The organism is Flavobacterium sp. SH_e, assembly GCF_025717045.1.
In the GTDB taxonomy this organism is placed as follows: Bacteria; Bacteroidota; Bacteroidia; order Flavobacteriales; family Flavobacteriaceae; genus Flavobacterium.
Map to the genome: position 1 here is coordinate 480,627 of NZ_JAOVZN010000008.1, position 24,406 is coordinate 505,032.

Consider the following 24,406-nt stretch of genomic DNA (forward strand, 5'->3'; position numbering starts at 1 on the left):
CTAAACTAACCAATACAAAAAATATGTTTTCAAAAATTCTGATATATCCATTTGTATTGTTAGTCCGTTTTTATCAAACTGCCATTTCTCCGTTTACTCCTGCAGCCTGCAGATTCGAGCCGACTTGTTCTACTTACATGATTCAGGCATTGCAAATTCACGGATTATTTTATGGCGGATTTTTAGGAATTAAACGTATCTTAAGTTGTCATCCTTGGGGAAGAAGCGGTTACGATCCTGTGCCCGAAAAGAAATGTAATCACAAACATTAACCTTTTAGAAAGTGGCACTTTACATTAAATATTTATTTTTACAGCATATAAAAACATTTATACATGACACACGCCTTAAATTTAGTTTGGAATCCTTCTGAAGGAATCAACTTAGGATTTTTTATGATTCGCTATTACAGCTTAATGTTTGTAATTGCTTTTGGTTTAGGATGGTTCTTAATGAAAAAGATTTTCGAAAGAGAAAACGAGTCAATTGAAAAACTGGATTCTTTATTTGTTTGGACAGTTCTTGCAACTTTAATAGGCGCTCGATTAGGTCATGTCTTCTTTTACGATTGGGAATATTTTAGAAATCATTTACTTGAAATTTTCCTTCCATTTAAATTTGAACCTGAATTTCAATTTACAGGTTTCCAAGGTTTAGCAAGTCACGGAGCAGCTATCGCAATTATTGTTGCAATGTACTACTACAGTAAAAAAATACTAAAACGTTCTTTACTATGGATTTTAGACCGTGTTGTAATTCCTGTTGCAAGCGGAGCAATTTTCGTTCGTCTTGGAAATTTCTTCAATTCTGAAATCATTGGCCATGAAACTTCTTCTGCTTTTGGAATTCGTTTTCTTCATGACACATTCAGCAAAGCCGACGCAGTACAAAAAACAGGTATTGCAGATCCAAAAGAAGCTTATAATGCAATAGCAACAGATCCAAAATTTGCAACATTATTAGCAGAAGTTCCTTCTAGACATCCTACACAATTATACGAAGCATTCTGTTATGTATTTGTATTCGCTATTTTGTTCTTTTTATACTGGAAAACAAATGCAAGACTTAAATCCGGTCTATTATTCGGGTTATTTTTAGTGCTTTTATTCGTTGTTCGTTTTGTTGTAGAATTTGTAAAAGAAAGCCAAGGTGGTTTTGAGAGCGAATTAGGTTTGTTTTCAACAGGACAATGGTTAAGTATACCATTTATCATTATTGGACTTTTCTTTATCATAAGAGCTCAAAGAAACCCTTTAGCAGAAGCATAAAATTATTTCAATCAAAATAAAAAATGCCCAATATCTAACGTATTGGGCATTTTCTTTTTTACAACTGATACGAAATACCAAATTCGATATTCTTTGTATTATAACCCGCATTACTGCTTCCTAAGCCTGCATTAGAAACATGTCGCACACTTGGACGAATATCAAAACGAAAATTATCATAGCCTGCAGCAAAACCAAGTGCTAAAACATCTGCAAAAGCAAAACCTTTAGACATTCGTTCGGTCTCTGTATCTGTAATCATTGGTCCAATACTTCCTAAAACATAAAACGAATACACTTTACCGATAGGTTTACGAACTAGAAAACCACAATTAAGCACATATTCGCGAATGTCTTTCAAACGTGTATATTCATCTCTTTTTTGCTGATAATTGGGCGTTTCAGGCTTAACAAAATAAAAATTCAGCAATTGATGTTCAGCGAAATTAACCTCAGGCTGAATTAAAATCTCATACTGGAAGTGCTTTGTTTCTTTTACCTTACAATATAATTGAACTTTATAAAAGTGACTGGTAAACGTATAGTTTCTATTGTTAAATTCACTTCCAAAACCATAATTAAACCCCAAAGAAAAATGTGAATTATGCTCTTGTGCAGTCATTTTTACAGCTACAAGAGACAGTAAGACCAAAAGTAATTTTCTTGCCATAAATCGTCTTAAAATACCACTTAAATATAGTGTAAAAAAAAGATCCAGCTTACGCTGGATCTTTTATATAATTAAAACAGTAATTATGCTTTATTGTGTTTGTCTTCGATTGTGTGTTTTTCGTCACTAGAAATCGTATCAACCAATACTGGAGTTGCGATGAATAATGAAGAATAAGTACCCACAATAATACCGATTAACATTGCGAAGATAAATCCTCTGATAGACTCTCCACCGAAAATAAACATCGTTAATAATACAATGATCATCATTAATGAAGTATTCAATGTTCTTGATAATGTTGTATTAATAGAAGCGTTTACGATATCTTCGAAACTTCCTTTACGGTTTCCTATGATAAACTCTCTTACCCTGTCAAATACAATTACCGTATCGTTCATAGAGTAACCAATTACGGTTAAGATCGCTGCGATAAAGTGCTGATCCATTTCCATGTGGAATGGCATGAATTTGTAGCATAATGAATAAATTCCTAATACAAAGATAACGTCGTGCGCAACAGCTGCAATCGCACCTAATGAATATTGCCATTTACGGAAAGATACCATTAAGTATAAGAAAATAACTGCCATTGCTCCAAGAACCGCCCAGTAAGAGTTAGTTTTAATATCTTCAGAGATAGAAGCTCCAACTTTAGAAGCTTGTAAAACACCTACTCTTTTACCATCAAATGAGTTAGTAAATTTATCGTAAGAAGTATTTGGGAAATATTTCTGCAATCCTGCATATAATTTTTGGTTTACTTCCTCATCGATAGCTACACCATCTTCTTTAATTTTATATTTAGTTGTGATTTTCAATTGATCATCATCACCTAAAATTTTAGCCTCAACTGGCGTACCAAAAGCAGCAGATAATTCATCTGAAACTGCAGTTGCATCAACTGGTTTTTCGAATTTAACTTGGAAAGTTCTTCCTCCAACAAAATCAACACCTTCATCCAATCCGTTAACAAAGAAGATAGACACTAAACTTACTACTGTTACAATAGAAGAGAAGATATAAGTGAATTTTTTGATTTTGATGAAATCAAAGTGGAAGTTTGTAAACCAGTTTTTAGTAATATTAGTAGAGAAAGTTAAATCTGCTTTTCCTGCAATATTTCTGTCAATGAAAATTCTAGCAATAAAGATAGAAGTAAACAATGAAGTTACGATACCAATTAATAATGTCAATGCGAAACCTTTGATAGGACCTGTTCCGAAAATAAACAAAATAGCTCCAGTTAAAACGTGAGTAACGTTAGCATCAATAATAGAACGCATTGCACCATGCCATCCGTAAGAAGCTGTAACTGCTTCAGAAAGAGATTTTCCTTCACGCAATTCCTCTTTTGCTCTTTCGTAGATAATAATGTTCGCATCTACCGCAGTACCTAATGTAAGTACGATACCTGCAATACCTGGCAATGTCAATACAAAACCAAAACTTGCCATAATTCCAAATAGGAATAGTAAGTTCAATAATAAAGCAAGGTTTGCATACCAACCAGCTTTACCATAATAGAATACCATCCAAACACAAACTAATAAGAATCCTAATACAGAAGAAATGGTACCTGCATCAATAGCCGCTTGTCCTAAAGATGGACCTACAACAGTTGATTGGATAATATCTGCAGAAGCTGGTAATTTACCTGCATTTAATACGTTAGCTAAATCTTTAGTTTCAGCTACATCAAATGAACCTGTAATCTCAGATCTTCCTCCAGCAATAGGACCGCTTGTTACACCTGGAGCAGAATATACGATATCATCTAACACAATAGCAATGTAGCTTTTTTGAGCGAATGCTCTACCTGTTAACTCTTCCCAAACTTTAGCTCCTTGGCTGTTCATTTGCATAGAAACAGCTGGTTTACCCATTTGGTCAAAAGTATCTTTTGCATCAGTTACAACACCACCGCTCATTGCCGGGTTATTGTCTCTGTTTCCTTTTAAAGCGTATAATTCAACAGCTTCGATATCAGCTGCGCTTTTTACGTCTTTAGCTTTAGGATCTTTTATAGTTGTTGGCTTACTCCATACAAATTTTGCATAGTGTTGGTCAGCAGCCAATAATACTCTAATTTCTGGTCTTTTGAAATAATCATTAATAGCAGCAGTATCTTTAGGAGCAAAGTATCCTAAAACTGGTCCACCACCTTGAACGATCATTTTATCAAATAAAGGATTGTTTCCTTTTTTAACATCTGAAGAATCTTTAGCATCCGTTAATAATGCATTTAATGAATCTTTAGCAACAGTTTTAGTCTCTGTCTTTTTAACTTCAGTTTTCTTTAAAGCTTCGTTTGCTGATACTAAGAAATTACCAATTTCTTCAATTTTGAAAGTTTCCCAAAACTCTAATTGAGCTTTTCCTCCTAATAATTTTTTAATTCTATCAACATCCTTAGCACCTGGAAGCTCAACTAAGATTCTTCCTGTTTCTCCTAATTTTTGGATGTTTGGTTGTGTTACACCAAATTTGTCGATACGCTCTCTTAATACTTTAAAAGCACTTTCTACAGACTCATCAACTTTTCTTTTGATAACTTTTTGAACTTGCGCGTCAGACATTTGAAAGTCTACTCCACCTTCTCCTTGAAGACTTCTGTTAGCAAAAATATCTGGAGACGCTAATTTTACAGTTCCTTTTGAATTTGCTTCAAAAGCTTCAAAAAACTTATTTAAATATGTTTTGTTCCCTTCTAAGTTTGCAGATGCATCAGCTAATGATTTATTAAAAACTGGATTTTTAGAATTATTAGCCAAACCTTTTAATACATCTTTAATAGAAATTTGAAGAATAACATTGATTCCTCCTTCTAAGTCAAGACCTTTATTAAGCTGTTTGTTTTTCACTTCGTTATAAGTGAAATCAGTAAAACCAAGATTTAATACTTTTTCTTTACCAATAGAATCTAAATATTTCAGCTCTTTATCAGGATTGTCTCCTGCAAAAGCTTTAGCTTCACTTTTGACACCATTTGCCACAAAAGTGAAGGATAGTTGGTAAATACTTACCAATGCAAATAGAATTGCGAAAAATTTAATAAGTCCTTTATTCTGCATTATTACTAAAAATTAATTATGTTTTATTTTTGTTTTTGTTTTAAAGTCCCATAAAATAAGCCCTGACATGATTTTTTAAAACAAAAAAACGAGATCACGAATTACCAATTTTTTTTTAAACCGAGCAAATATATAATTAACGAAAATATTAACCAATTTATTTATTAATTAATCTCAAAAAAAAAGCTGCAAAAGTGCAGCTTCTTTTCTTTTTTGCCGTTTTTATTATACTAAAATCGTTTTTAAGGCATCATTCATACTACGAACTGCATCTGCACTTTTGGCAAATAACGCCTTTTCGTGATCATTTAAGTTTATATCCAGAATCTCTTCTACTCCGTTTTTACCAATTATACACGGCACTCCTATGCAGATATCATTCTGTCCATATTCTCCTTCTACAAATACAGAACATGCAATCATTTTTTTCTGATCGTTCAAAATACTGTCAACTAAATATGCCACAGAAGCTCCTGGCGCATACCAAGCCGAAGTTCCAAGAAGTCCTGTAAGAGTTGCTCCTCCTACCATAGTATCAGCGGCAACTTTTTGCAATACTTCTTCTGAAAGAAACTCCGATACCGGAATCCCGTTATATGATGCTAAACGTGTTAATGGAATCATAGTAGTATCTCCATGACCTCCAATTACCATTGCCGAAATATCATTTGCTGGTTTATCTAAAGCAAGAGAAAGATAAGTTCTAAAACGAGAACTATCTAAAGCTCCTCCCATTCCTATAATTCTGTTTTTTGGAAGACCCGTAGCTTTTAAAGCTAAATACGTCATCGTATCCATCGGATTGGAAACTACGACAATAATCGTATTAGGTGAATATTTTAGTACGTTCTCAGCAACTGTCTTAACAATTCCTGCATTGATACCTATTAATTCTTCTCTTGTCATTCCTGGTTTTCTTGGAATTCCTGATGTAATTACTACTACATCACTTCCTGCAGTTTTAGAATAATCATTGGTCACACCCGACACTTTGGTATTAAAACCCGTGTTTGTGGCACACTGTGTTATATCCAACGCCTTCCCCTCTGCAAAACCTTCTTTAATATCCAACAATACTACTTCGCTTGCAATTCCTCTATACGAAATAACATCTGCACATGTAGCTCCAACATTTCCTGCTCCTACAATGGTAACTTTCATATTTTATACTTTATCGGTTATTAATATTGCCTATTCTTTAAAAAGACAATTCGTTTAATTGTCTAGTAAATTTAAACAATTAAACGAATTGAAATTATTAATTTTTCATTTTATGCATCAATATTTGCATAAACTGCATTTTTCTCGATAAACTCTCTACGAGGCGGTACTTCATCGCCCATTAACATAGAGAAAACTTGATCTGCTTCTGCCAAACTATCAATGTTTACTTGACGTAAAGTTCTGAAATTCGGATCCATTGTAGTTTCCCATAATTGCTCCGCGTTCATCTCTCCAAGACCTTTATAACGTTGAATATTGGCACTTCCTCCCATTCTTTCGTTGGCTTGATCACGCTGAACATCATTCCAAGCATATTCCTTTTTGTTTCCTTTTTTAACTAAGTATAAAGGTGGCGCCGCAATGTATACGTGACCTTCTTCAATAAGCTCTTTCATGAAACGGAAGAAGAAGGTTAATATTAAGGTAGAAATATGACTACCATCGACATCGGCATCACACATGATGATTACCTTATGATATCTTAACTTTTCAAGATTTAATGCTTTACTATCTTCTGCAGTTCCAACTGTTACTCCAAGAGCTGTAAAAATATTTCTAATCTCTTCGTTTTCGAATACTTTATGGTGCATCGCTTTTTCAACGTTCAAGATTTTACCACGCAATGGCAGAATCGCTTGAAAGTTACGATCACGACCTTGTTTCGCTGTTCCACCAGCCGAATCTCCCTCGACAAGGTAAACCTCACATCTTGCTGGATCTTGCTCAGAACAATCAGATAATTTTCCTGGCAATCCACCACCGCCCATAACGGTTTTACGCTGCACCATTTCACGTGCTTTTTTCGCTGCGTGACGTGCCTGAGCTGCTAAGATTACTTTTTGGATAATTACTTTAGCATCATTTGGATTTTCTTCCAAATAATTTTCAAGCATTTCTCCAACTGCCTGAGAAACTGGAGAAACAACTTCTCTGTTTCCAAGTTTCGTTTTTGTCTGTCCTTCGAACTGAGGTTCAGATACTTTTACCGAAATAATAGCTGTTAATCCTTCACGGAAGTCATCTCCAGAAATTTCAAATTTTAATTTATCCAATAAACCAGAAGCGTCCGCATATTTTTTAAGCGTTCTTGTCAAACCACTTCTAAAACCTTGCAAGTGCGTTCCTCCTTCGTGAGTATTGATATTGTTTACATAAGAAAAAATATTCTCTGTATAACTCGTGTTGTAGATTAAAGCAACCTCAACAGGAATTTCACCTTTATCATTATCCATACTGATAACATGAGAAACAATTGGCTCACGATTACCATCTAAATAACGGATATATTCTTTAAGTCCTTCATCAGAATGGAAAACTTCACTTTTAAATTCTCCTTTTTCATCAACTTCTCTCTTGTCTGTAAACGTAATTGTAATTCCTTTGTTCAAGAAAGAAAGTTCACGCATACGTGCTGAAAGCGTATCGTATGAAAACTCAGTAGTTTGAGTAAAGATTGTATCATCTGGATAAAAAGTCTGGCGTGTACCTCTTTTATCTGTCTCTCCAATTTGTTTTACAGGATATAAGGATTTACCTCTTTCGTATTCCTGCTCATAAATTTTACCTTCTCTAAATACAGTAGATTTCATGTGAACAGAAAGGGCATTTACTACAGAAACCCCAACACCGTGAAGTCCTCCAGAAACTTTATATGAATCTTTATCGAATTTACCTCCGGCACCAATTTTAGTCATTACAACCTCAAGAGCAGAAACTCCTTCTTTTTTATGTAAATCTACTGGAATACCACGTCCGTTATCTTCAACTGTAACAGAACCATCTTCGTTTATTGAGACACCAATTGTGTCACAATGTCCTCCCATGGCCTCATCAATAGAGTTATCAACAACCTCATAAACTAAATGATGCAGTCCTCGAACTCCCACATCTCCAATATACATTGATGGACGCATTCTTACGTGCTCCATTCCTTCTAATGCCTGAATACTATCTGCTGAATAATTGTTCTTCTTGATTTCTTCGCTCATATAATTTATTCTAAAATGTATTTACTGTCTAACACGCAAATATATAAAATCGCAAGCTATATACCCATTAAAATACGACTTAAAGCACTTAAGTTATTAACACAATTGTCTGAAAAACCAAAAAATAAACCCTAAAATGAGTTTAAATTCCAATTTTCTTAAATTCCAAATTCTAAAAATGGAAATAACACAAAAAAACCGAAATGACATTTTAAAAATGTATTTCGGTTTTATTTTATGATTCGAAAAACTAAATTTAAAGTTTTAGGCTAAATCTCCTTATTGTTTCTTATTAAAATCTCCAGCGTAGATTGACGTCATTTTGTCTAAACTCAAGTATTTTCTAATAACATTATTAACATCGTCTAATTTTAACGCTTTCACTTTATTTTCTAAGTCATCATAATCTTCTAGAGGAATTCCATATTGCAAATAGGTATTTACAAGTCCAATTAAAGTATTATCATTTCCTAATCTTGTTTTTCTGCCGTTCTGCCAACTTTTAAAATTCGACTTCATTTCTTCGGCAGTAAAACCGTCTTTTAATGCTTTCGAAATCTCTTCTTTAACTGCTGTTTCAACCGCATTCTTTTTAGTAGGGTTTAAAAGAGCATAATATTGCCAATATGCTACATCGTTTGTAATCGGTACATTTATCATTGCTCCTGCTCCATAACTTATTCCTTCTTTTTCACGTAATCTCATCGGAATTCTAGCACTTAAAAAACCTCCGCTTCCTAATATTTCATTTGCCATTACAAATGCTGGATAATCTGGACTATTTCTATCCATTTTAAAACTCACCCTTCCAAGTGCAACAGCATTTTCTTTATCAGGAGTAAGTAAATCTTTATCTGATTTTTTTGTTTCAAAATAAGTAGGCTTTGCAATTTCATACTTTGATTTCGAATTCCATTTTCCAAAAGTATTTTCTAAAATCACCCCAATTTCTTTTGCATCCAAATCAGTAACAATACTTCCTACTCCATTATTTCCTCCTAAAATATTTTTATAAAAATCAACTAGTTCAGATTGTTTTATCTGTTTAAAGGCATCTATTTGCTCTTGAGTTGTAGATGTATAAAAAATACTCTCTTTTGGATAAGGATTAGTTTGTCTAACAATCTGATTAAAAGCAATTGACTCTGGATCATTCAATCTTCCTTCAAGATAAGTGTTATAATCACTAATTGTCTTGGTCAACTCATTTTGAGGAAAAGTCGAATTAAGAAGCAAATCTTCTAAAATTCCCATAACCTCTTTAAAACTTTCTTTGTAAGTTGTCACATAAACAGAAAGCGTCTGTTGGCTAAAGCCAAAATAAATACTCGATTTTAACTGATCTAAACGATCTTGTATTTGTTCTTTGCTTTTTGTTTTTGTTCCTGTTTTAAGCAATTCTGCCAAAATAACTCCAACATTTGATTTTCCTTCAAGATCTTTCTCATTACTAACAGGAAAAATAAAATTGGCCTGAACCTTGCCTCCTTTTATTTCTTTTTTAATAATACCATATTTAACACCATTTGTTAGTTTCCCTTCAGTTAAATTTTGTTTTAGATTTTTAATTGATGCCTCAAAATCTGCTATCTCTTTTTCCAAAGCTCTACCTTTGTAATCTTTGGTTAATGCAACAATTTGATCATCTGTATATTCTACAGGTTTAATTCTCTGCTCATCTTTTGATGGAATAAATATCCCCACTGTTCTGTTGTTACTTCTAAAATACTTTTCAGCAACACGCTGAATATCTTCCTTAGTTAGTTTTTCAACTTCATCTCGATATAAATATCCCAATCTATAATCACCAGCACTAATAATTTGCGTTAAATTAATTGCATAATAAATGGTGTTATTTTTTACAGATTCGATTTCTTTGATAATTTTAGCTTTAGCTCTGTTTACATCTTCATCTGTATATTTTATCGTTGCAATTTTATCTAATTCTCCTCTAACAATATCTTGGGTTGCCTTTATATCTTTATCGTTGCTAACAGAAAATCCAAAATACATATAGCCCGCATCTCTTAATGTTGGTTGCCAAGAATAAAGGCTTGAAACTTTCTGAGTATCTACCAATGATTTATATAAATATCCTGACGGATCTGCAGTCAAAATCTCACCAAGCGCATTAATAGCAGCAAAATCTTTATCAACATAAGAAACCGTGTGATATAATACTCCAACATTTTTGCTGTCGCCTGCTCTTTTTAATTCTACAAATTTCTCTCCATCCTGCGAAGGCTCAATTGTATATGTTTTATCTAAAACTCTTTTAGGTCTTGGAACAGCTCCAAAATACTGACCAATATATTGCAATGCTTTTTGCTCATCAAATTTACCTGCAACAACCAAAGTCGCATTATCTGGCTGGTAATATTTTTCATAAAAAACTCTAAGCGTATTTGCTTTTACGCGTTCGATATCTTCTTTACTTCCAATAGTACTATTTCCATAGTTATGCCATAAATAAGCAGCCGAAACCACTCTTTCTTGCAAAACTCTTTCTGGTCTATTTTCGCTTATTTCAAACTCATTTCTTACAACAGAAAATTCCTTATCCAAATCCGATTGAAGAATAGTTGCATTAATCATTCTATCTGCTTCCATCTCGATACTCCATTTCAGGTTTTCATCACTCGATGGGAAAATTTCATAATAATTTGTACGGTCAAGCCAAGTGGTTCCGTTAGCATTTCCTCCTTTATCTGCAAGCATCTTTTTGATGTCTCCCAGATTTTTAGTGCTTTTAAAAAGCATGTGCTCTAATAAATGGGCCATTCCTTTTTCGCCATAACCTTCATTCCTAGAACCTACATTATAAACAATATTGACTACCATGTTACTTTGAGAAGCATCAGGAATCAAAAGAACTTTTAGTCCATTGTTTAAAGAATATTCTTTAACACCTTCAACATTTGTAATAAATTTAGGCACTTCTGCCTTTTGTGCGTAAACTGAGCTCAAAGAAATTAATGAGCAGCATAAAATTCCACTTAGTAATAGTTTTCTCATAGGTTTTGTTTATATTGGTTTAAGGATTAAAAAAATCCTTCGCAACCAAATATAGTATTTTTCCTAAGTAGAGAAATCCTTGTTAACTTAGTTTTAGTATTTTACGGGATGCCGTAAAATATTCATCCTGAATTTCACAAATAATACAGAAAGAAAAAACCGAAACTATACACTAAATATAATTTCGGTTTTTTCTTTTATAATCTTAATTTTTTAAACTGCTATTCCAGATTTTACAGATTCAAAATTACCATTCAAATGGGCTGCATTTGCTCTTCCGCTTGGATCAAGGTTTTCTTGCCATTTTGGAATCCATTTACGAACAGTTTGCGCCGCGCTGACCTGTGGATAGTATTTATGAAAAATCGATCTGTACAAATAAGCTTCTTTAGTCGTTGGAGAATTATACGGAAATTCTGCACTTGCTCCTGCCAATTGCTCATCTGTAACCTGCGAAGCGCAATATTCAATCAATTCGTCAACCCAATTATACCCTACTCCATCAGAAAATTGCTCCTTCTGACGCCATAAAACTTCCGAAGGCAAATAAGCATCTTCTGTATCAAAAGCTTTTCTTAAAATGTATTTTTCAACGCCATCATAGGTTTTAGGCTGTTTTTCTTCTGTTTTTATTCGAATGGCTACATCTAAAAAATCTGTATCTAAAAACGGAATTCTAACTTCTAGACCGTTTGCCATTGTTGTTTTATCTGCACGAAGCAAATCGGCTGTAAACAGCTTCTGAACTCGTTCTATGGTTTCATCTTGAAATTCTTCTTCTGTAGGCGCATTTCTAAAATATAAATGCCCTCCAAAAACTTCATCTGCGCCTTCACCAGACAAAATCACTTTTATGCCTTGTTCTGCAATAGCTTTAGAAAGCAAATACATTGGCACTCCAGATCTAACCGAAATAATATCATACGTTTCAATATGATAAATTACTTTTTCTAAAACCTTAACTCCTTCTTCTACAGAAAAATGAATTTCGTGATGTTCAGTTCCTAAAAATTCAGCTGCTTTTCTTGCTGCAACATTATCTGGAGCATCAGCATCCAATCCGATAGAAAAAGAATGCAACTTTTCGCCTTTTTCTTTTAGCAATCTTGAAGTGATAGCTGAAATTAATGAGGTATCCAAACCTCCCGACAACACGACTCCTAAAGGCACTTCTGCCAATAAACGTTTGCGTGTTGCCTGAATTAAGCTTTCGCGAATTAATTCTAAATCTAGTGGTTGAGTTGCGTTTTTATGATCTTCGTATTCTGGACGATAGTATTTTACAAAACCTGTTTTTGCTGTATAATAATGCCCTGGAGGAAAAGTAGAAAACGATTTGCATTGGTCTGCAATAGATTTCATTTCTGACGAAAAATAAATTCGCCCTCTTTCATCCAAACCATAATATAAAGGTTTTACTCCTATTGGATCACGACCAGCGATATATTTATCTCCGTCAACAACCACAAAAGCAAAATCTCCATCCAGTTTATTACAGAAATCATATCCAAATTCTTCGTAAAGATGAACGATTACTTCTGAATCTGATTCTGTTCTAAAAGTATGATCCTTTAAAACTGTATTTTTAAGTTCTTTATAATTATAGATTTCTCCATCATGCACCATCCAAGCTTTATTAGTTCCTTGAATTGGCTGTTTCCCCGAATTAAGATCAATAATCGATAAACTTTCATGGCAAAGAATACTGCCATTTTCCATAATATGAATATCGCTTTCATCAGGTCCGCGATGTGACATTCTCTCAGAAAGTTCTTTTACAAGCTTGGGGTCTTTTCCTTTACCAATAACGGCTAACAATCCAGACATACTATTTTATTTTTTATTTTTATTCTCATGTACCCAACTTAAACAAGCTGTACATTAAAAAATCATTAAAATTTCCGCTTAAAAGCAAAACTAAATATTATTTTCTGCTTTCCTACATTTTGCATCTTAAAATTTCATGATTCAACTCTAATTTCGACGAAAGTCAAATCTGAAATAAATTTTAATCGATTACCAAAACTTTTTATTTTAATATATTGAAATACAGAAACTTTTTTAGACAAGAAAGACGCTCTTATAAAGAACGTCTTTCTGCAATATATATACTAATTCTAAAAATTAAACTCTTAATTATTTTACATAAGCGTCATCGTGAACACTTGCTACAGCTCTTCCTGATGGATCGTTCATGTTTTTGAAAGCTTCATCCCACTCCAAAGCAATTTTTGTACTACAAGCCACACTTGCTTCTTGAGGCACGCATAACGCCGCTGCATCACTTGGGAAATGTTCAGTAAAAATTGAACGGTAGTAGTACTCTTCTTTTGAAGTTGGAGTCTGCAATGGGAATTTAAATCTAGCGTTTGCCAATTGCTCATCTGAAACTTCTCTAGCTACCACTTCTTTCAAAGTATCAATCCAGCTGTATCCTACTCCATCAGAAAATTGTTCTTTTTGTCTCCAAGCTACGCTTTCTGGAAGCATATCTTCAAAAGCTTTACGAACAACCCATTTTTCCATCGGATGCTCTTTGTTGATCATTTTATCTTGTGGGTTGATGCGCATTGCAACATCCATAAATTCTTTATCTAAGAATGGCACACGACCTTCAATTCCCCAAGCCGCTAAACTTTTGTTTGCACGTAAACAATCGTACATATGAAGTTTTCCTAATTTACGAACGTTTTCTTCGTGGAATTCTCTAGCGTTTGGCGCTTTGTGGAAATATAAATATCCTCCGAAAAGCTCATCTGCACCTTCCCCAGAAAGAACCATTTTGATTCCCATAGATTTGATTACTCTCGCCATTAACCACATTGGAGTTGAAGCTCTAACTGTAGTTACGTCATAAGTCTCAAGGTTGTAAATTACATCGCGAACCGCATCTAATCCTTCTTGAATGGTAAATTTGATTTCGTGGTGAATAGTTCCAATATGATCTGCCACTTTTCTTGCTGCTGCTAAATCTGGAGAACCTTCTAAACCAACTGAGAAAGAGTGCAATTGCGGATACCAAGCATCTGTAGTATCATCTGATTCAATTCTTTTTTGAGCAAATTTCTTAGCCACAGCCGAAGTAATAGACGAATCTAAACCTCCAGAAAGTAAAACTCCATAAGGAACATCACTCATTAATTGTCTGTGAACAGCAGCTTCCAATGCTTTTCTGATTTCTGGAATACTTGTCTCGTTGTCTTTTACTGCATCATATTCTGTCCAGTCTCTTTTGTACCATTGTACAAATTCACCGTCTTTGCTTGATAAATAATGTCCTGGAGGGAATAATTCGATTTTTGTACAATATCCTTCAAGAGCTTTTAACTCAGAAGCAACATAGAAAGTCCCGTGCTGATCCCAACCAATATACAACGGAATAATTCCCATATGGTCACGAGCAACGAAATACTCGTCTTTATCTACATCGTAGATTGCAAATCCGAAGATTCCGTTTAATTCATCAACGAAGTTTACTCCTTTTTCTTTATATAAAGCTAAAATAACTTCACAGTCACTTTCAGTTTGAAAGTTATATTTACCAGCAAATTGCTTACGAAGGTCTCTGTGGTTGTAGATTTCACCATTTGCAGCCAATACCAATTTTTTATCTTCTGTAAATAAAGGTTGTTTTCCTGACGCTGGATCTACAATTGCCAAACGCTCATGAGAAAGAATCGCTTTATCATTGCTGAAAATACCGCTCCAGTCTGGTCCACGGTGACGAATGATTTTTGACATTTCTAATACTTGAGGTCTTAACGCTTCGGCTTTTTGTTTAAGATCAAAGGCACATACAATTCCGCACATAATTTTATATTTTATTTTGTAAATTTTAATTTGATAGGGCAAAGATGGAGTATTAGTTACAATTGCAAAACACAAACATCAATTTCAATTACAATTTAAAACCATAATTTTATTTTTACATATAAAATGTAAAATTTAAAAGTAAAAATAAGCTCAAAACTTGAAATTTTTAATTTTGACTATAAAACTGGTTGAAAATTGAAACTTTAAATCGGTTTTTTGAATTAAATTTTGAGTTATTCTGTTACAAATGAAAGATTCGTAAAGATGAGAAGAAAAGTTGTGCTGGAATTGTATTTTAAGCAAGAACACAGTGTTTGTCATTCTGAGGAACGAAGAATTTCACTAGAAACTCCGCAAAGAATAATGCCGATTTTTGTCGACAAACTAGTGAGATTCTTCGTTCCTCAGAATGACAAGATTGGATAAGATGGTTACGTATTGAACTTTGTCAAAGTTGATAGCGAAAAAAGACTTATTCAACACTTTCAATAGTATAATGCGTCTTATTTATTTCAAATTGAAATCCTGCTTTATTTCCCATTAAATGATTTCCCAAAGGAGATTGTGGAGAAAGCGCAATGACATTGATTCCGTCAATTGCTATTTTTGGAAGTGCAACACTTACGTATAAATAGATTCCGTTTGCTTTTACCAAACTTCCCAAAACAATATTTCCTGTCGTTTTAAGCGGGTCTATTTTATCTAAAATCCCTTTTTGTTCAAGAGCTTCCTTTAATTTATTCGTTAGTTTTTCCTGTTCGATATGCATCATCGACAAAGCCGTTTCGTGTTTATCGCCAGCTGAACCTTTTGCATCGTTTTTTGAATCTTCGGTCAAGCCTGAAATCATATCTTTAAAAACATCAATTCTGTCTTGAACCATTTGAGTATAGTGAGAATATATTTTTTCTTTGAAAGTCATTTTTTTTGAAGGTACTGAGGTTCTAAGGGACAAAGGTGCAAAGGTTTTTCTTTTTTGTCTAAATTTTTATTCGAAAAATTGACTCGGATAAATTACTTCTCCGCTAATACCTGATAAAGCGTTTTCTGTTAATGCGATTACCATACAGTTTTCAGCTGGAACATCAAAAGGCATTTTGATATTGAATTTTTCACAAAGTTCATATCCAAACCTTGGATAATAATCTTGATGTCCTAATAAAATAACAGATTTATAACCTAGACTTTTTGCAATTTCATGTCCTTGTAAAATAAGTTTAGAGCCGATTCCTTTTCCTTGAAATTCTGGTAAAACCGAAACTGGAGCGAGCGCTAATGACGGAAAGATTTGAGATTCATTTTTTATCTGCAGTTTGGTAAATAAAATATGTCCAACTATTTTATTATCAAGTTCGGCAACAATAGACAGTTCTGGAATAAAAGCATCCGATTTTCTTAATCTTTCTACCAAAAACTGTTCTTTATGATCGCTATATTCTTCCTTTTCAAAAGCTTTTTCAATCAAATGAAAAACACTTTCAAAATCGTTTTTATTTTCTTGACGTAATGTAATTTCCATTTTATAAAATTAAAAAAAACAGCCACGAATTCACGAATCTACTCCAAAAAATTCATGAGCTCATGGCTGAAAAAAAAAGGCACATTCATTTAAAATGTTTTAGTGCCCTGGTATCTTTATGGCAAAGATGTCTTAAAAATCAAATTTATAATTTGCGCCTCCTAAAACTTGGAATCCTTGTACAGGATAATTCAACCATTTTTCGTAAGCTTGATTTCCAATATTATTCAATTTCAAGAAAAACGTCAAACGTTCGCTGAATTTGTATCCGACATGAGCATTAGCATCAAAATAACTTTTTAAGGTAATTGGTGTTGCATCAATTCCTAAAGAAGTATTGGTTTGCATATCTTTTCTTTCTCCCACATAAAACACATTCAATCCTGCGTACCATTGCTTAGTAATATTAACGTCTAAAGTCGAACTTAATTTCATTGTTGGCAAATTCCATGCTTCAACTGCATTGTCGGTATTATAACTATTAAAAGTTCCGTTGATTCCGAAAGTTACATTTTGAGAGAAATCGGCTTTTAATTCTCCGTAGAAACGAAACGTTCTAATATCTTCATACACTACTCCAAATGAATTTCCGAAAGCGTAATCTTCATTTGTAATTACTTCTGTATAATCATTTGCTTTAAACAGCGCTTTATCTTTTTCATTCAAATAAGAGGCAGTCACATTATAATTTACATTGTTAGCCAATTTACCTTTCAAACCTGCAAACACATTATATTGTGTGCTTGATGGACGCATGTTTAAAGTCGGAGACAAAAACGGATTTTCGGTCACAAAATCAGCATAAGAATTCTGATTTAAAGCACCATTTACTCCAGTATAGAAAATCATCAAATCGCCAACCAGTCTGTAAGAAGCATTTACTTTTGGATAGAAATAAAATTTATTGCCACTGTTTTCAGAATCTGCACTATAATAAATTCCAGCTCCTAGTTCTAACGTCCATTCATTTTCATTGATTACAAAACTTGGCTCAATTCCAACATTTGTAAAACTGTATTTTAAAGCTTCTGTATTATCTTGAAAATAATTGTTTTTGAAAGAACCGCTTACATGATCTACAATCACATTGGTTTTAATTGCCTGATCCATTACATCAACAGTAAAAGTAGGCTTTACATAAAATCTGTTTTCTGATGAAGAATAACTATCTGAAAAATGAGTGAATTTTGCCGAAAGCTTACTGAAAATACTTTCGTTAAATTCTGCATTTCCGCCGACCCAAATTGTATTATAAGAGTGATTTGGATTAATGCTGTTTACCAAATCATAACGCTGATCTGGAATTGTCGAGCCAAAATCTGAAGGAAGTCCGTACCAGTTATAAATTTGGTTTTGATATCCTAAATCTACTCCCCAAGTATTATCTCTATTGTTTTGACCATAACCAACATTTATTGATGTATCATAAAATTCATCATTCAATTCTACATCTTTAATTCCGCCTTGAGAAGAATGATGACGAAACATTCCTGCCACATAATCATTATTGCCCAAATCCTGATTTACAAATAATTCGCCATTCAAAGTGCTGTAATTTCCAAGCCCTAAAGTTGCGTAATTATTAAACAATCTTTCCTTTTTAGCTTTCTCAACACCTTCAGCTTTTCCTTTTGAAGGTGTAAAAGTTGAAGCAACAGGAACAGACAGAATACTATATTTAATTACTTCTTTTGGCTGATTTCCGCTATCGTCAAGCGAAGGAGTTTCTTTTACTTTAAAAGCATCTGAAATAGTAGGCGAATAAGGTTTTACCACGTTTACAGTTTCGGTTCCGATACTTTCATTTTTCTTCTGAGCAATCGAAAACTGGCCTACAAATAATACTAGCAAAACGATAATTTTATACTGGCAATTTAATTTCATATTTCTTTCTTTTAAGAGGGTTAAGAAGCAAGAGAAAGACCCATAAAATCTTAATTTCTTTTCTCAAAACTCTTTGTTCTATCCTCTATATTCTATTATCTAAATCTAAAAATTCTTTTTCTTGACTCTTGTTTTTTTGCGTCTTTCTCCTTGCTTCTTTCTTCTAAAGTTTAAGCTTCCCACTCCCCTTTGGCTACAAATTGAGCTTTTCCTCCAATTTTAATATCAAACTGATCATTTTCTAGTTTTCCTTTAAAATAAATTTCAGATGGACGACCAATATAATCTCCTTGATGATTCGTCAATTCAATTTCTGGAGAATGATATTTCAAAAGATAGGCCTGCAGACAAGTACTTGCGCTTCCTGTTGCTGCATCTTCTACCAATTGATTATTTTCTACACATAACATTCTAGTTGCCAGCTTCGAATCTTCAAAACTATAAAAATACAGTCCTCTGTGATCTGTTTTACAATGCTGTTTCAGCCATTTATCAGTTTTATCTTTATCTAAAACCAAATTCTCCAAAGCTCTTTTGCTGTTTAACGGAACAATTACAAAGGCACTTCCAGTAGTCACTTCTTGTATCAAATATTGATTATCAAAATCATCGATTGTCAAGTTACTAAAAGAGGGAAAATCTTCTTTTGCAAAAACATCCCAAAACTTTGGCTGTGCTGCTTTTAACCAAATCAAATCATCTGATCTATTGATTGCAATTGGCCCAATTGGAACTTCCAATTTTATTTCACTAGGAGAATTATCAAATACTTTATTCATCAAAACCCATGAAGTTCCAATGATCGGATGACCCGCAAACTGCATTTCGTGCGCAGGAGTAAAAATTCTTATTTCGGCTTTATTATTTTCTTTGTCCAGTTTCGTTACAAATGTGCTTTCCGCAAAATTAATCTCACGCGCAATCTGCTGCATTTCTTTCGAACTTAAATTTTCCGCATCCATAAAAACCGCCAACTGATTTCCGGCATATTTCTTATCAGCAAAAACATCAACTATGTAAAAAGGTAAACTCATTTCTTTCTTTTTTATTTAAAGAGGCAAGAAGAAAGAAGCAAGACCTTTACAAAATCTTTCTTCTTGCTTCTTTCTTCTACAACATTCTTATCTATTAATCGACGAATTTGTTTTTGACTCTTCCGCTTTAATAGCTCCTAATTCTTTTTTCGCTTCTTCAACAACATCTGGATAATCTATAAAATTGTTGATTACGTTATCCAAAATATAAGTTGCCTGATAGCTGTCTTTTAATCCGTAGAAGTTTTTCGCCATTAACACTAAGCCTTTTGCTCCATAATATTTATAAGCCGAATAGCTTTTTGCCAGTTTTTGAACCGCAGTATTAGAAGCATCATATTTTCCTTCTTTTGTTTTAAAGTATGCATCGTAATACAAAGCTTCTGCAGCTAATTCTCCTTTAGAAGTTGTCATTAATTTAGCGTAAGCAGTTTTCGCTTTATCTTCATTTCCTGTTTGAATCGCCGCTCTTGCTACAATGATTTGAGCGTCTGCTTTTACTCCAGCATCAGATTTTGGGTTTTCTAAAACTTTTTCTGCAGCAGTAACCGAATTGTCATAATCTTTTTTGTCATAATAGCATTTCATTAGGTTTGCCTGCGCGAAAGTTTTGTTCTGCGGATAATCTGCTTCGCTTTCTAGACGTTTTAAAACCGGAATTGCTTTATCGCAATCTTTTGCTTTTAAGTAAATCTGAGCCAATCTGTTTAAAGCCTGCTCTGTAAATTCATTTCTAGGCTGATCGATTACATATTGATAATTTGCTGTCGATTTTGTCTCAGAACCTTCAGCATAATACAATTGCGCCAGATAGAAATTTGCCTCTAAAGCGTGTAATCCAGCTGGGAATTTGCTCACGTAACCTCCAAAACCTGTAATTGCCGCTTTGCTATTATTTTGACTGTATTGTTTGAAAGCAGCATCATAAGTATCGTTATCTAATTCAGCATCTGAAACCTCAACAAAATCTAAAGTACGAACCCATGTTGCATATTCGTCAACTTTTCCAGAATCAACATAAATCAATCTTGCGGTTGCTACTGCCTCTAAAGCCTCTGGAGTTTTCGGGAATTCTGCAGCAACTTTTTTAAATTTCGTTAAAGCTTGTTGATCGCGATCTGAATTGTAATAAATCAAACCTTGTTTTAAGATTGCTTTTGAAGTAAAAGATCCGTTTTGGAATTCTGAAATCAATTGATCATACGTTTTCAAAGCTTGATCATTTTTCTTTTCTGCAACATAAGTATTTCCTAATTCGAACAAAGCATCATCTCTGTAAGACGATTTTTTGTACATCTGAAGAAAGTTGTTTAGTTCATCCACTTTCTTCGCATTATTTGACATAAATCCGTAAGAAAGTGCTTTTTGGAATTGCGCATAATCAGCATCTACACCTTTTGCAGCAATTGCTTTGGCGTAAGCCTCATTTGCTGCACTATATTTTGAAGTCACAAAACGACAATCTCCTAAACGCAAATAAGAATCGTTTAAACGAACTTTGTCTGAAGGCGAATTATCAATCTGAGCTTGAAAAGAATTTGCCGCTTGATCGTATTCTTTCAGTTTAAAATACGTGTAACCAATATTGTAATTGATATTTTTATATTCATCTGTAGATTTTGCGGCAGCCATTCCAGCAAATTGCTTGTACGTTAATAAAGCATTTTGCATATCGTCGTTCAAATATTCTGTTTCTGCTTTCCAGAAAGTGGCGCGCGCTGTAAACTCAGGAGTTTTTTGTTCGCTGATCGCGCTTTTGAACATTTTACCCGCTTCTTGGTAATTATTTTCGTTGTACAATTCTAATCCGCGATAGAAAAGCACTTTTTGGTACGCAGCTTTGTTTTCTGCAGATCTATTTTTTTCTAATAAAACTAAAGCTTCTTTGTAGTTTTTAGAAGAAATATAAGAATCAACCAATAGTTTTTCTACTTCTGAACGGCTAGAATTATTTGGATATTTTTTAAGAAAATCCAATAAAATACCTGGAACAGCTTGATAAGCATTTCCGATATCGTAACTTAATTTAGCGTAGTTTAAAGCCGCATCTTCTTGAATTTGTGCATTGAAATCCATTTCAGACGCATTTTTAAAAGCATTTAAAGCTTCTTGCTTTTTACCTGTATTTAAATAACTTAAACCTAAATGATAATAAGCATTTTGCGCCACAAAATCTCTTCCTTCAATAATTTTATTGAACTGAGAAATCGCTTTTTCATACTCTTTCTGTTCGTAATACGCATAGCCTAATTGATAAAAATCGGTATTATTCCATTTTCCTTTTTTACCAGCATATTGCTCTAAATATGGAATCGCTTTTCCATATTGTTTTAAGTTGAAATAACTTTCGCCAATAATTTTATTCAATTCCGATTTTTCAATTTCATTAGATTTATTCATTGCAACTTGACCTAAATCAATCGCTTTTTGAAAATTTCCTAATTTGAAATTCATATCAGCTTGATAATACGAAAGCTTTTCTTTGTATTTTTCTTCGCCCGAAACCTCATCAAAATATTTCGTTGCTTCTTTATAATCGTCGCCTTCATACGCCATAAATCCTAAGTAATATTTGGCTTGCGAACCATATTCTTTAGAATTTACAACTTTATTAAAATAGTTTGTGGCTTCTTTTTTCTTTTTAGCATTAAAATAGCTGTAACCTTTCATGAAGTTGAACTTGTCAGACTCTGCTTTGCTCATGTAGCTTTCGTCTACTTTATCAAACCATTGTAAAGCTTTTGGATAATTTCCTTGTTCGAAAAAATACTGTGCAGCTTCTATATAAGCCTGATTTTGTTTTGTGCTTGTTGGGTAATCATTAACGAATTTTTCTACCAAAGCATCAGCATTTGCCTTGTTCGTTCTAATCGCACAATTGGCAATATAAAAAGCACAATCCGATTGTACCTCTTCGTTTGTTGCATCGTATTTTACTTTTTCAAAAATAAGTTGAGCCGACGCATATTGTTTGTCGTTGTATAAAGCCAGTGCTTTGTCAAAATCCTTTAATTCGTAAGTATAAATAGCCGATTTCTGTGCCGAAACTATTGTCGAAGTAAGGAGAATTTGGAATATAAAGAACCTGGATAGTTTACGCATTTTGATTAATATTTAGGTATTCAAATGTATCATTTTATACGCTTTATAACGAAACGTTTTTAGGTTTTATTATAAACAAATTAATAATCGTTTATGATTTTAAGGTTTAATAAACTTCAATTTATTGGTTCTCAAACTTTCTAAAACATTTCATTTTTTAAACTTTTTCCTAAGAAATGATTCAAATTTATTTTGAATACAAACGTTATCTTATTACTTTTACCATTCAAATCAATTTTATTATGTCACAAACCGTACTATCTCTTAAAGAAGTCACTATATATCAAGAAGGAAGAAAAATTATATCTCACATTAATTTGAATGTTAACCACGGTGAGTTTATCTACATTATCGGAAAAACTGGTTCCGGAAAAAGTAGTTTTCTAAAAACTTTATATGCTGATTTGCCGTTAATTGAAGGCGAAGGACATATTGTCGAATTTGATTTGGCAAGCATAAAAGAAAACGATATTCCGTTTTTGAGACGTAAAATCGGAATCGTATTTCAAGACTTCAAATTGCTTCCAGACCGTTCTATAAAAGACAACATGCTTTTTGTTTTAAAAGCTACTGGCTGGCACGAAAAAGATGCAATGGAACACAAAATTGATGAAGTTTTGGACAAAGTAGGCATGAAAGATTTCGTAAACAAAATGCCTCACCAACTTTCTGGAGGAGAACAGCAACGTGTTGCGATTGCTAGAGCATTACTTAATGATCCAGAATTCATCTTAGCTGACGAACCAACTGGAAATCTTGATCCGCAGACAAGTTCTGAGGTTTTAGAAGTTCTAAAAGCAATCAACGCCGCAGGTAAAACTGTTATAATGGCAACTCATGATTATGCTTTATTGATGAAATTCCCTTCTAAAACATTAAAATGTGAAGATGAAAGAATCTTCGAAGTCGTGCAAAGAAGCGTGTAATGCTTTCGATTCTAATTCCTGTTTACAATTATAATGTTTTTAAGCTTGTTTATGAGCTTAAGCAACAAGCAGATAATTTAGGAATTGAATATGAAATTTTGGCGCAAGATGATTTTAGCCAAAAATTCATCAATGAAAATAATCAGATAAATACACTCGAAAATTGTTCTTTTTCTATCAATGCTGAAAACTTAGGCAGAGGAAGAAATATTAATTTACTGTGTTCCAAATCAAAGTATAATTTTATCTTGATTATGGAAGCAGATGCTTTACCAGAGAATGAATTTTACCTTAAAAATTATATTGAATTACTTTCAAATTCAACATCAGTAATTTTTGGTGGTGTAAAATATCCAGATATTGCTCCTTCTAAAGAAAAACTGCTTCGATGGAAATATGGTTTAAAAAGAGAAACTAAATTTTTAAATCAAAGGCTTAAAAACAATTACGATTTTGTGTTCACTTGGAATTTACTTTTAAAAAAAGAAATCCTTTTACAATTTCCTTTTCCAGAATTCATAAAAGATTATGGTTATGAAGATCTCATTTTCATAGAAAATCTGCGTTTAAATTCGGTTCCAGTTCTTCATATCCAAAATCCCTTGATTCATTATAACAATGAAGACAACATCGATTTTATTGAAAAGTCTGAAAAAGCCGTTCAGAACTTATACAACTTAGTTCGCTTTCATAAAATTGATCCTAAAAGCACTAGATTAACAAAGGTTCATTCACTTTTAAATAAGTTATATTTAACTGGAATTATAAAAGCCATTTATAGCATAACAAAAAAGAGAATCGTAGCCAATTTAACTTCAGAAAATCCAAATTTATATCTGTTAGATTTTTATAAATTAGGCTTTTATTGCGATTTAAAAAAATAATCAAT

At 33.2% G+C, this 24,406-nt stretch carries 17 protein-coding genes; 5 read left to right on the forward strand and 12 right to left on the reverse strand.

All coding sequences use genetic code 11. From position 1 onward, the window contains the following. The first annotated feature begins 23 nt into the window (after nt 1-23). Together yidD and lgt are read left to right on the forward strand one after the other, a co-directional pair. Entirely contained in the window at nt 24-272 is a 249-nt protein-coding gene (gene yidD / locus OD917_RS20185) for a membrane protein insertion efficiency factor YidD (protein WP_008462282.1), read from the forward strand. A 63-nt stretch (nt 273-335) separates the two neighbouring features. Further along, nucleotides 336-1,268, forward strand: a complete 933-nt coding sequence (gene lgt, locus OD917_RS20190) for a prolipoprotein diacylglyceryl transferase (RefSeq protein WP_263525204.1) — start codon at nt 336-338, stop codon at nt 1,266-1,268. 58 nt (nt 1,269-1,326) lie between these two features. Here lgt and OD917_RS20195 read toward each other — a convergent pair whose 3' ends face one another. The 7 genes from OD917_RS20195 to asnB (OD917_RS20225) all read right to left on the reverse strand — a co-directional run bounded on the left by OD917_RS20195 (nt 1,327) and on the right by asnB (OD917_RS20225) (nt 15,049). Continuing rightward, complete coding sequence (locus OD917_RS20195) at nt 1,327-1,938, reverse strand: acyloxyacyl hydrolase (RefSeq protein ID WP_263525205.1); 612 nt, start codon at nt 1,936-1,938, stop codon at nt 1,327-1,329. 83 nt (nt 1,939-2,021) lie between these two features. After that, complete coding sequence (secDF, locus tag OD917_RS20200) at nt 2,022-5,012, reverse strand: protein translocase subunit SecDF (RefSeq protein ID WP_263525206.1); 2,991 nt, start codon at nt 5,010-5,012, stop codon at nt 2,022-2,024. A gap of 225 nt (nt 5,013-5,237) precedes the next feature. After that, nucleotides 5,238-6,173: a malate dehydrogenase gene (gene mdh, locus OD917_RS20205; RefSeq protein WP_111287503.1), complete on the reverse strand. Its 936-nt coding sequence runs from the start codon at nt 6,171-6,173 to the stop codon at nt 5,238-5,240. Nucleotides 6,174-6,283: 110 nt separating this feature from the next. Continuing rightward, on the reverse strand, nt 6,284-8,224 hold the full coding sequence (gyrB, locus tag OD917_RS20210) for a DNA topoisomerase (ATP-hydrolyzing) subunit B (RefSeq protein ID WP_263525207.1): 1,941 nt from the start codon (nt 8,222-8,224) through the stop codon (nt 6,284-6,286). A 279-nt stretch (nt 8,225-8,503) separates the two neighbouring features. Beyond that, complete coding sequence (locus tag OD917_RS20215) at nt 8,504-11,239, reverse strand: M16 family metallopeptidase (RefSeq protein ID WP_263525208.1); 2,736 nt, start codon at nt 11,237-11,239, stop codon at nt 8,504-8,506. Nucleotides 11,240-11,452: 213 nt separating this feature from the next. Further along, the gene (gene asnB, locus OD917_RS20220) at nt 11,453-13,066 is read right to left on the reverse strand and encodes an asparagine synthase B (protein ID WP_263525209.1); all 1,614 of its coding nucleotides are present in this window, start codon (nt 13,064-13,066) and stop codon (nt 11,453-11,455) included. Nucleotides 13,067-13,375: 309 nt separating this feature from the next. Continuing rightward, entirely contained in the window at nt 13,376-15,049 is a 1,674-nt protein-coding gene (gene asnB / locus OD917_RS20225; RefSeq protein ID WP_263525210.1) for an asparagine synthase B, read from the reverse strand. A 267-nt stretch (nt 15,050-15,316) separates the two neighbouring features. Here asnB (OD917_RS20225) and OD917_RS20230 point away from each other — a divergent pair, with 267 nt between their 5' ends. Further along, nucleotides 15,317-15,478, forward strand: a complete 162-nt coding sequence (locus tag OD917_RS20230) for a hypothetical protein (RefSeq protein ID WP_263525211.1) — start codon at nt 15,317-15,319, stop codon at nt 15,476-15,478. A gap of 46 nt (nt 15,479-15,524) precedes the next feature. On the opposite strand, the gene OD917_RS20235 is transcribed toward OD917_RS20230, so the two are convergent. The 5 genes from OD917_RS20235 to OD917_RS20255 form a co-directional block, all read right to left on the reverse strand. After that, nucleotides 15,525-15,974, reverse strand: a complete 450-nt coding sequence (locus OD917_RS20235; protein ID WP_263525212.1) for a hypothetical protein — start codon at nt 15,972-15,974, stop codon at nt 15,525-15,527. 66 nt (nt 15,975-16,040) lie between these two features. Then, entirely contained in the window at nt 16,041-16,571 is a 531-nt protein-coding gene (locus tag OD917_RS20240; protein ID WP_263525213.1) for a GNAT family N-acetyltransferase, read from the reverse strand. A 132-nt stretch (nt 16,572-16,703) separates the two neighbouring features. Next, the gene (locus OD917_RS20245; RefSeq protein ID WP_263525214.1) at nt 16,704-18,455 is read right to left on the reverse strand and encodes a TonB-dependent receptor; all 1,752 of its coding nucleotides are present in this window, start codon (nt 18,453-18,455) and stop codon (nt 16,704-16,706) included. A 170-nt stretch (nt 18,456-18,625) separates the two neighbouring features. Then, nucleotides 18,626-19,489: a PhzF family phenazine biosynthesis protein gene (locus OD917_RS20250; RefSeq protein ID WP_263525215.1), complete on the reverse strand. Its 864-nt coding sequence runs from the start codon at nt 19,487-19,489 to the stop codon at nt 18,626-18,628. A gap of 87 nt (nt 19,490-19,576) precedes the next feature. Next, nucleotides 19,577-22,591, reverse strand: a complete 3,015-nt coding sequence (locus OD917_RS20255) for a tetratricopeptide repeat protein (RefSeq protein ID WP_263525216.1) — start codon at nt 22,589-22,591, stop codon at nt 19,577-19,579. A gap of 242 nt (nt 22,592-22,833) precedes the next feature. Here OD917_RS20255 and OD917_RS20260 point away from each other — a divergent pair, with 242 nt between their 5' ends. Continuing rightward, the gene (locus OD917_RS20260; protein ID WP_263525349.1) at nt 22,834-23,517 is read left to right on the forward strand and encodes a cell division ATP-binding protein FtsE; all 684 of its coding nucleotides are present in this window, start codon (nt 22,834-22,836) and stop codon (nt 23,515-23,517) included. Continuing rightward, nucleotides 23,517-24,401, forward strand: coding sequence for a glycosyltransferase (locus OD917_RS20265; protein ID WP_263525217.1), 885 nt, complete (start codon nt 23,517-23,519; stop codon nt 24,399-24,401). The genes OD917_RS20260 and OD917_RS20265 overlap by 1 nt, the downstream gene beginning before the upstream one ends. Nucleotides 24,402-24,406: the final 5 nt, after the last annotated feature.

What these genes read in the sequence shown, in the direction of transcription:
- yidD (WP_008462282.1), top strand. Translation starts at nt 24, where the DNA reads ATGTTTTCAAAAATTCTGATATATCCATTTGTATTGTTAGTCCGTTTT.
- lgt (WP_263525204.1), top strand. Translation starts at nt 336, where the DNA reads ATGACACACGCCTTAAATTTAGTTTGGAATCCTTCTGAAGGAATCAAC.
- OD917_RS20195 (WP_263525205.1), bottom strand. Translation starts at nt 1,938, where the DNA reads ATGGCAAGAAAATTACTTTTGGTCTTACTGTCTCTTGTAGCTGTAAAA.
- secDF (WP_263525206.1), bottom strand. Translation starts at nt 5,012, where the DNA reads ATGCAGAATAAAGGACTTATTAAATTTTTCGCAATTCTATTTGCATTG.
- mdh (WP_111287503.1), bottom strand. Translation starts at nt 6,173, where the DNA reads ATGAAAGTTACCATTGTAGGAGCAGGAAATGTTGGAGCTACATGTGCA.
- gyrB (WP_263525207.1), bottom strand. Translation starts at nt 8,224, where the DNA reads ATGAGCGAAGAAATCAAGAAGAACAATTATTCAGCAGATAGTATTCAG.
- OD917_RS20215 (WP_263525208.1), bottom strand. Translation starts at nt 11,239, where the DNA reads ATGAGAAAACTATTACTAAGTGGAATTTTATGCTGCTCATTAATTTCT.
- asnB (WP_263525209.1), bottom strand. Translation starts at nt 13,066, where the DNA reads ATGTCTGGATTGTTAGCCGTTATTGGTAAAGGAAAAGACCCCAAGCTT.
- asnB (WP_263525210.1), bottom strand. Translation starts at nt 15,049, where the DNA reads ATGTGCGGAATTGTATGTGCCTTTGATCTTAAACAAAAAGCCGAAGCG.
- OD917_RS20230 (WP_263525211.1), top strand. Translation starts at nt 15,317, where the DNA reads ATGAGAAGAAAAGTTGTGCTGGAATTGTATTTTAAGCAAGAACACAGT.
- OD917_RS20235 (WP_263525212.1), bottom strand. Translation starts at nt 15,974, where the DNA reads ATGACTTTCAAAGAAAAAATATATTCTCACTATACTCAAATGGTTCAA.
- OD917_RS20240 (WP_263525213.1), bottom strand. Translation starts at nt 16,571, where the DNA reads ATGGAAATTACATTACGTCAAGAAAATAAAAACGATTTTGAAAGTGTT.
- OD917_RS20245 (WP_263525214.1), bottom strand. Translation starts at nt 18,455, where the DNA reads ATGAAATTAAATTGCCAGTATAAAATTATCGTTTTGCTAGTATTATTT.
- OD917_RS20250 (WP_263525215.1), bottom strand. Translation starts at nt 19,489, where the DNA reads ATGAGTTTACCTTTTTACATAGTTGATGTTTTTGCTGATAAGAAATAT.
- OD917_RS20255 (WP_263525216.1), bottom strand. Translation starts at nt 22,591, where the DNA reads ATGCGTAAACTATCCAGGTTCTTTATATTCCAAATTCTCCTTACTTCG.
- OD917_RS20260 (WP_263525349.1), top strand. Translation starts at nt 22,834, where the DNA reads ATGTCACAAACCGTACTATCTCTTAAAGAAGTCACTATATATCAAGAA.
- OD917_RS20265 (WP_263525217.1), top strand. Translation starts at nt 23,517, where the DNA reads ATGCTTTCGATTCTAATTCCTGTTTACAATTATAATGTTTTTAAGCTT.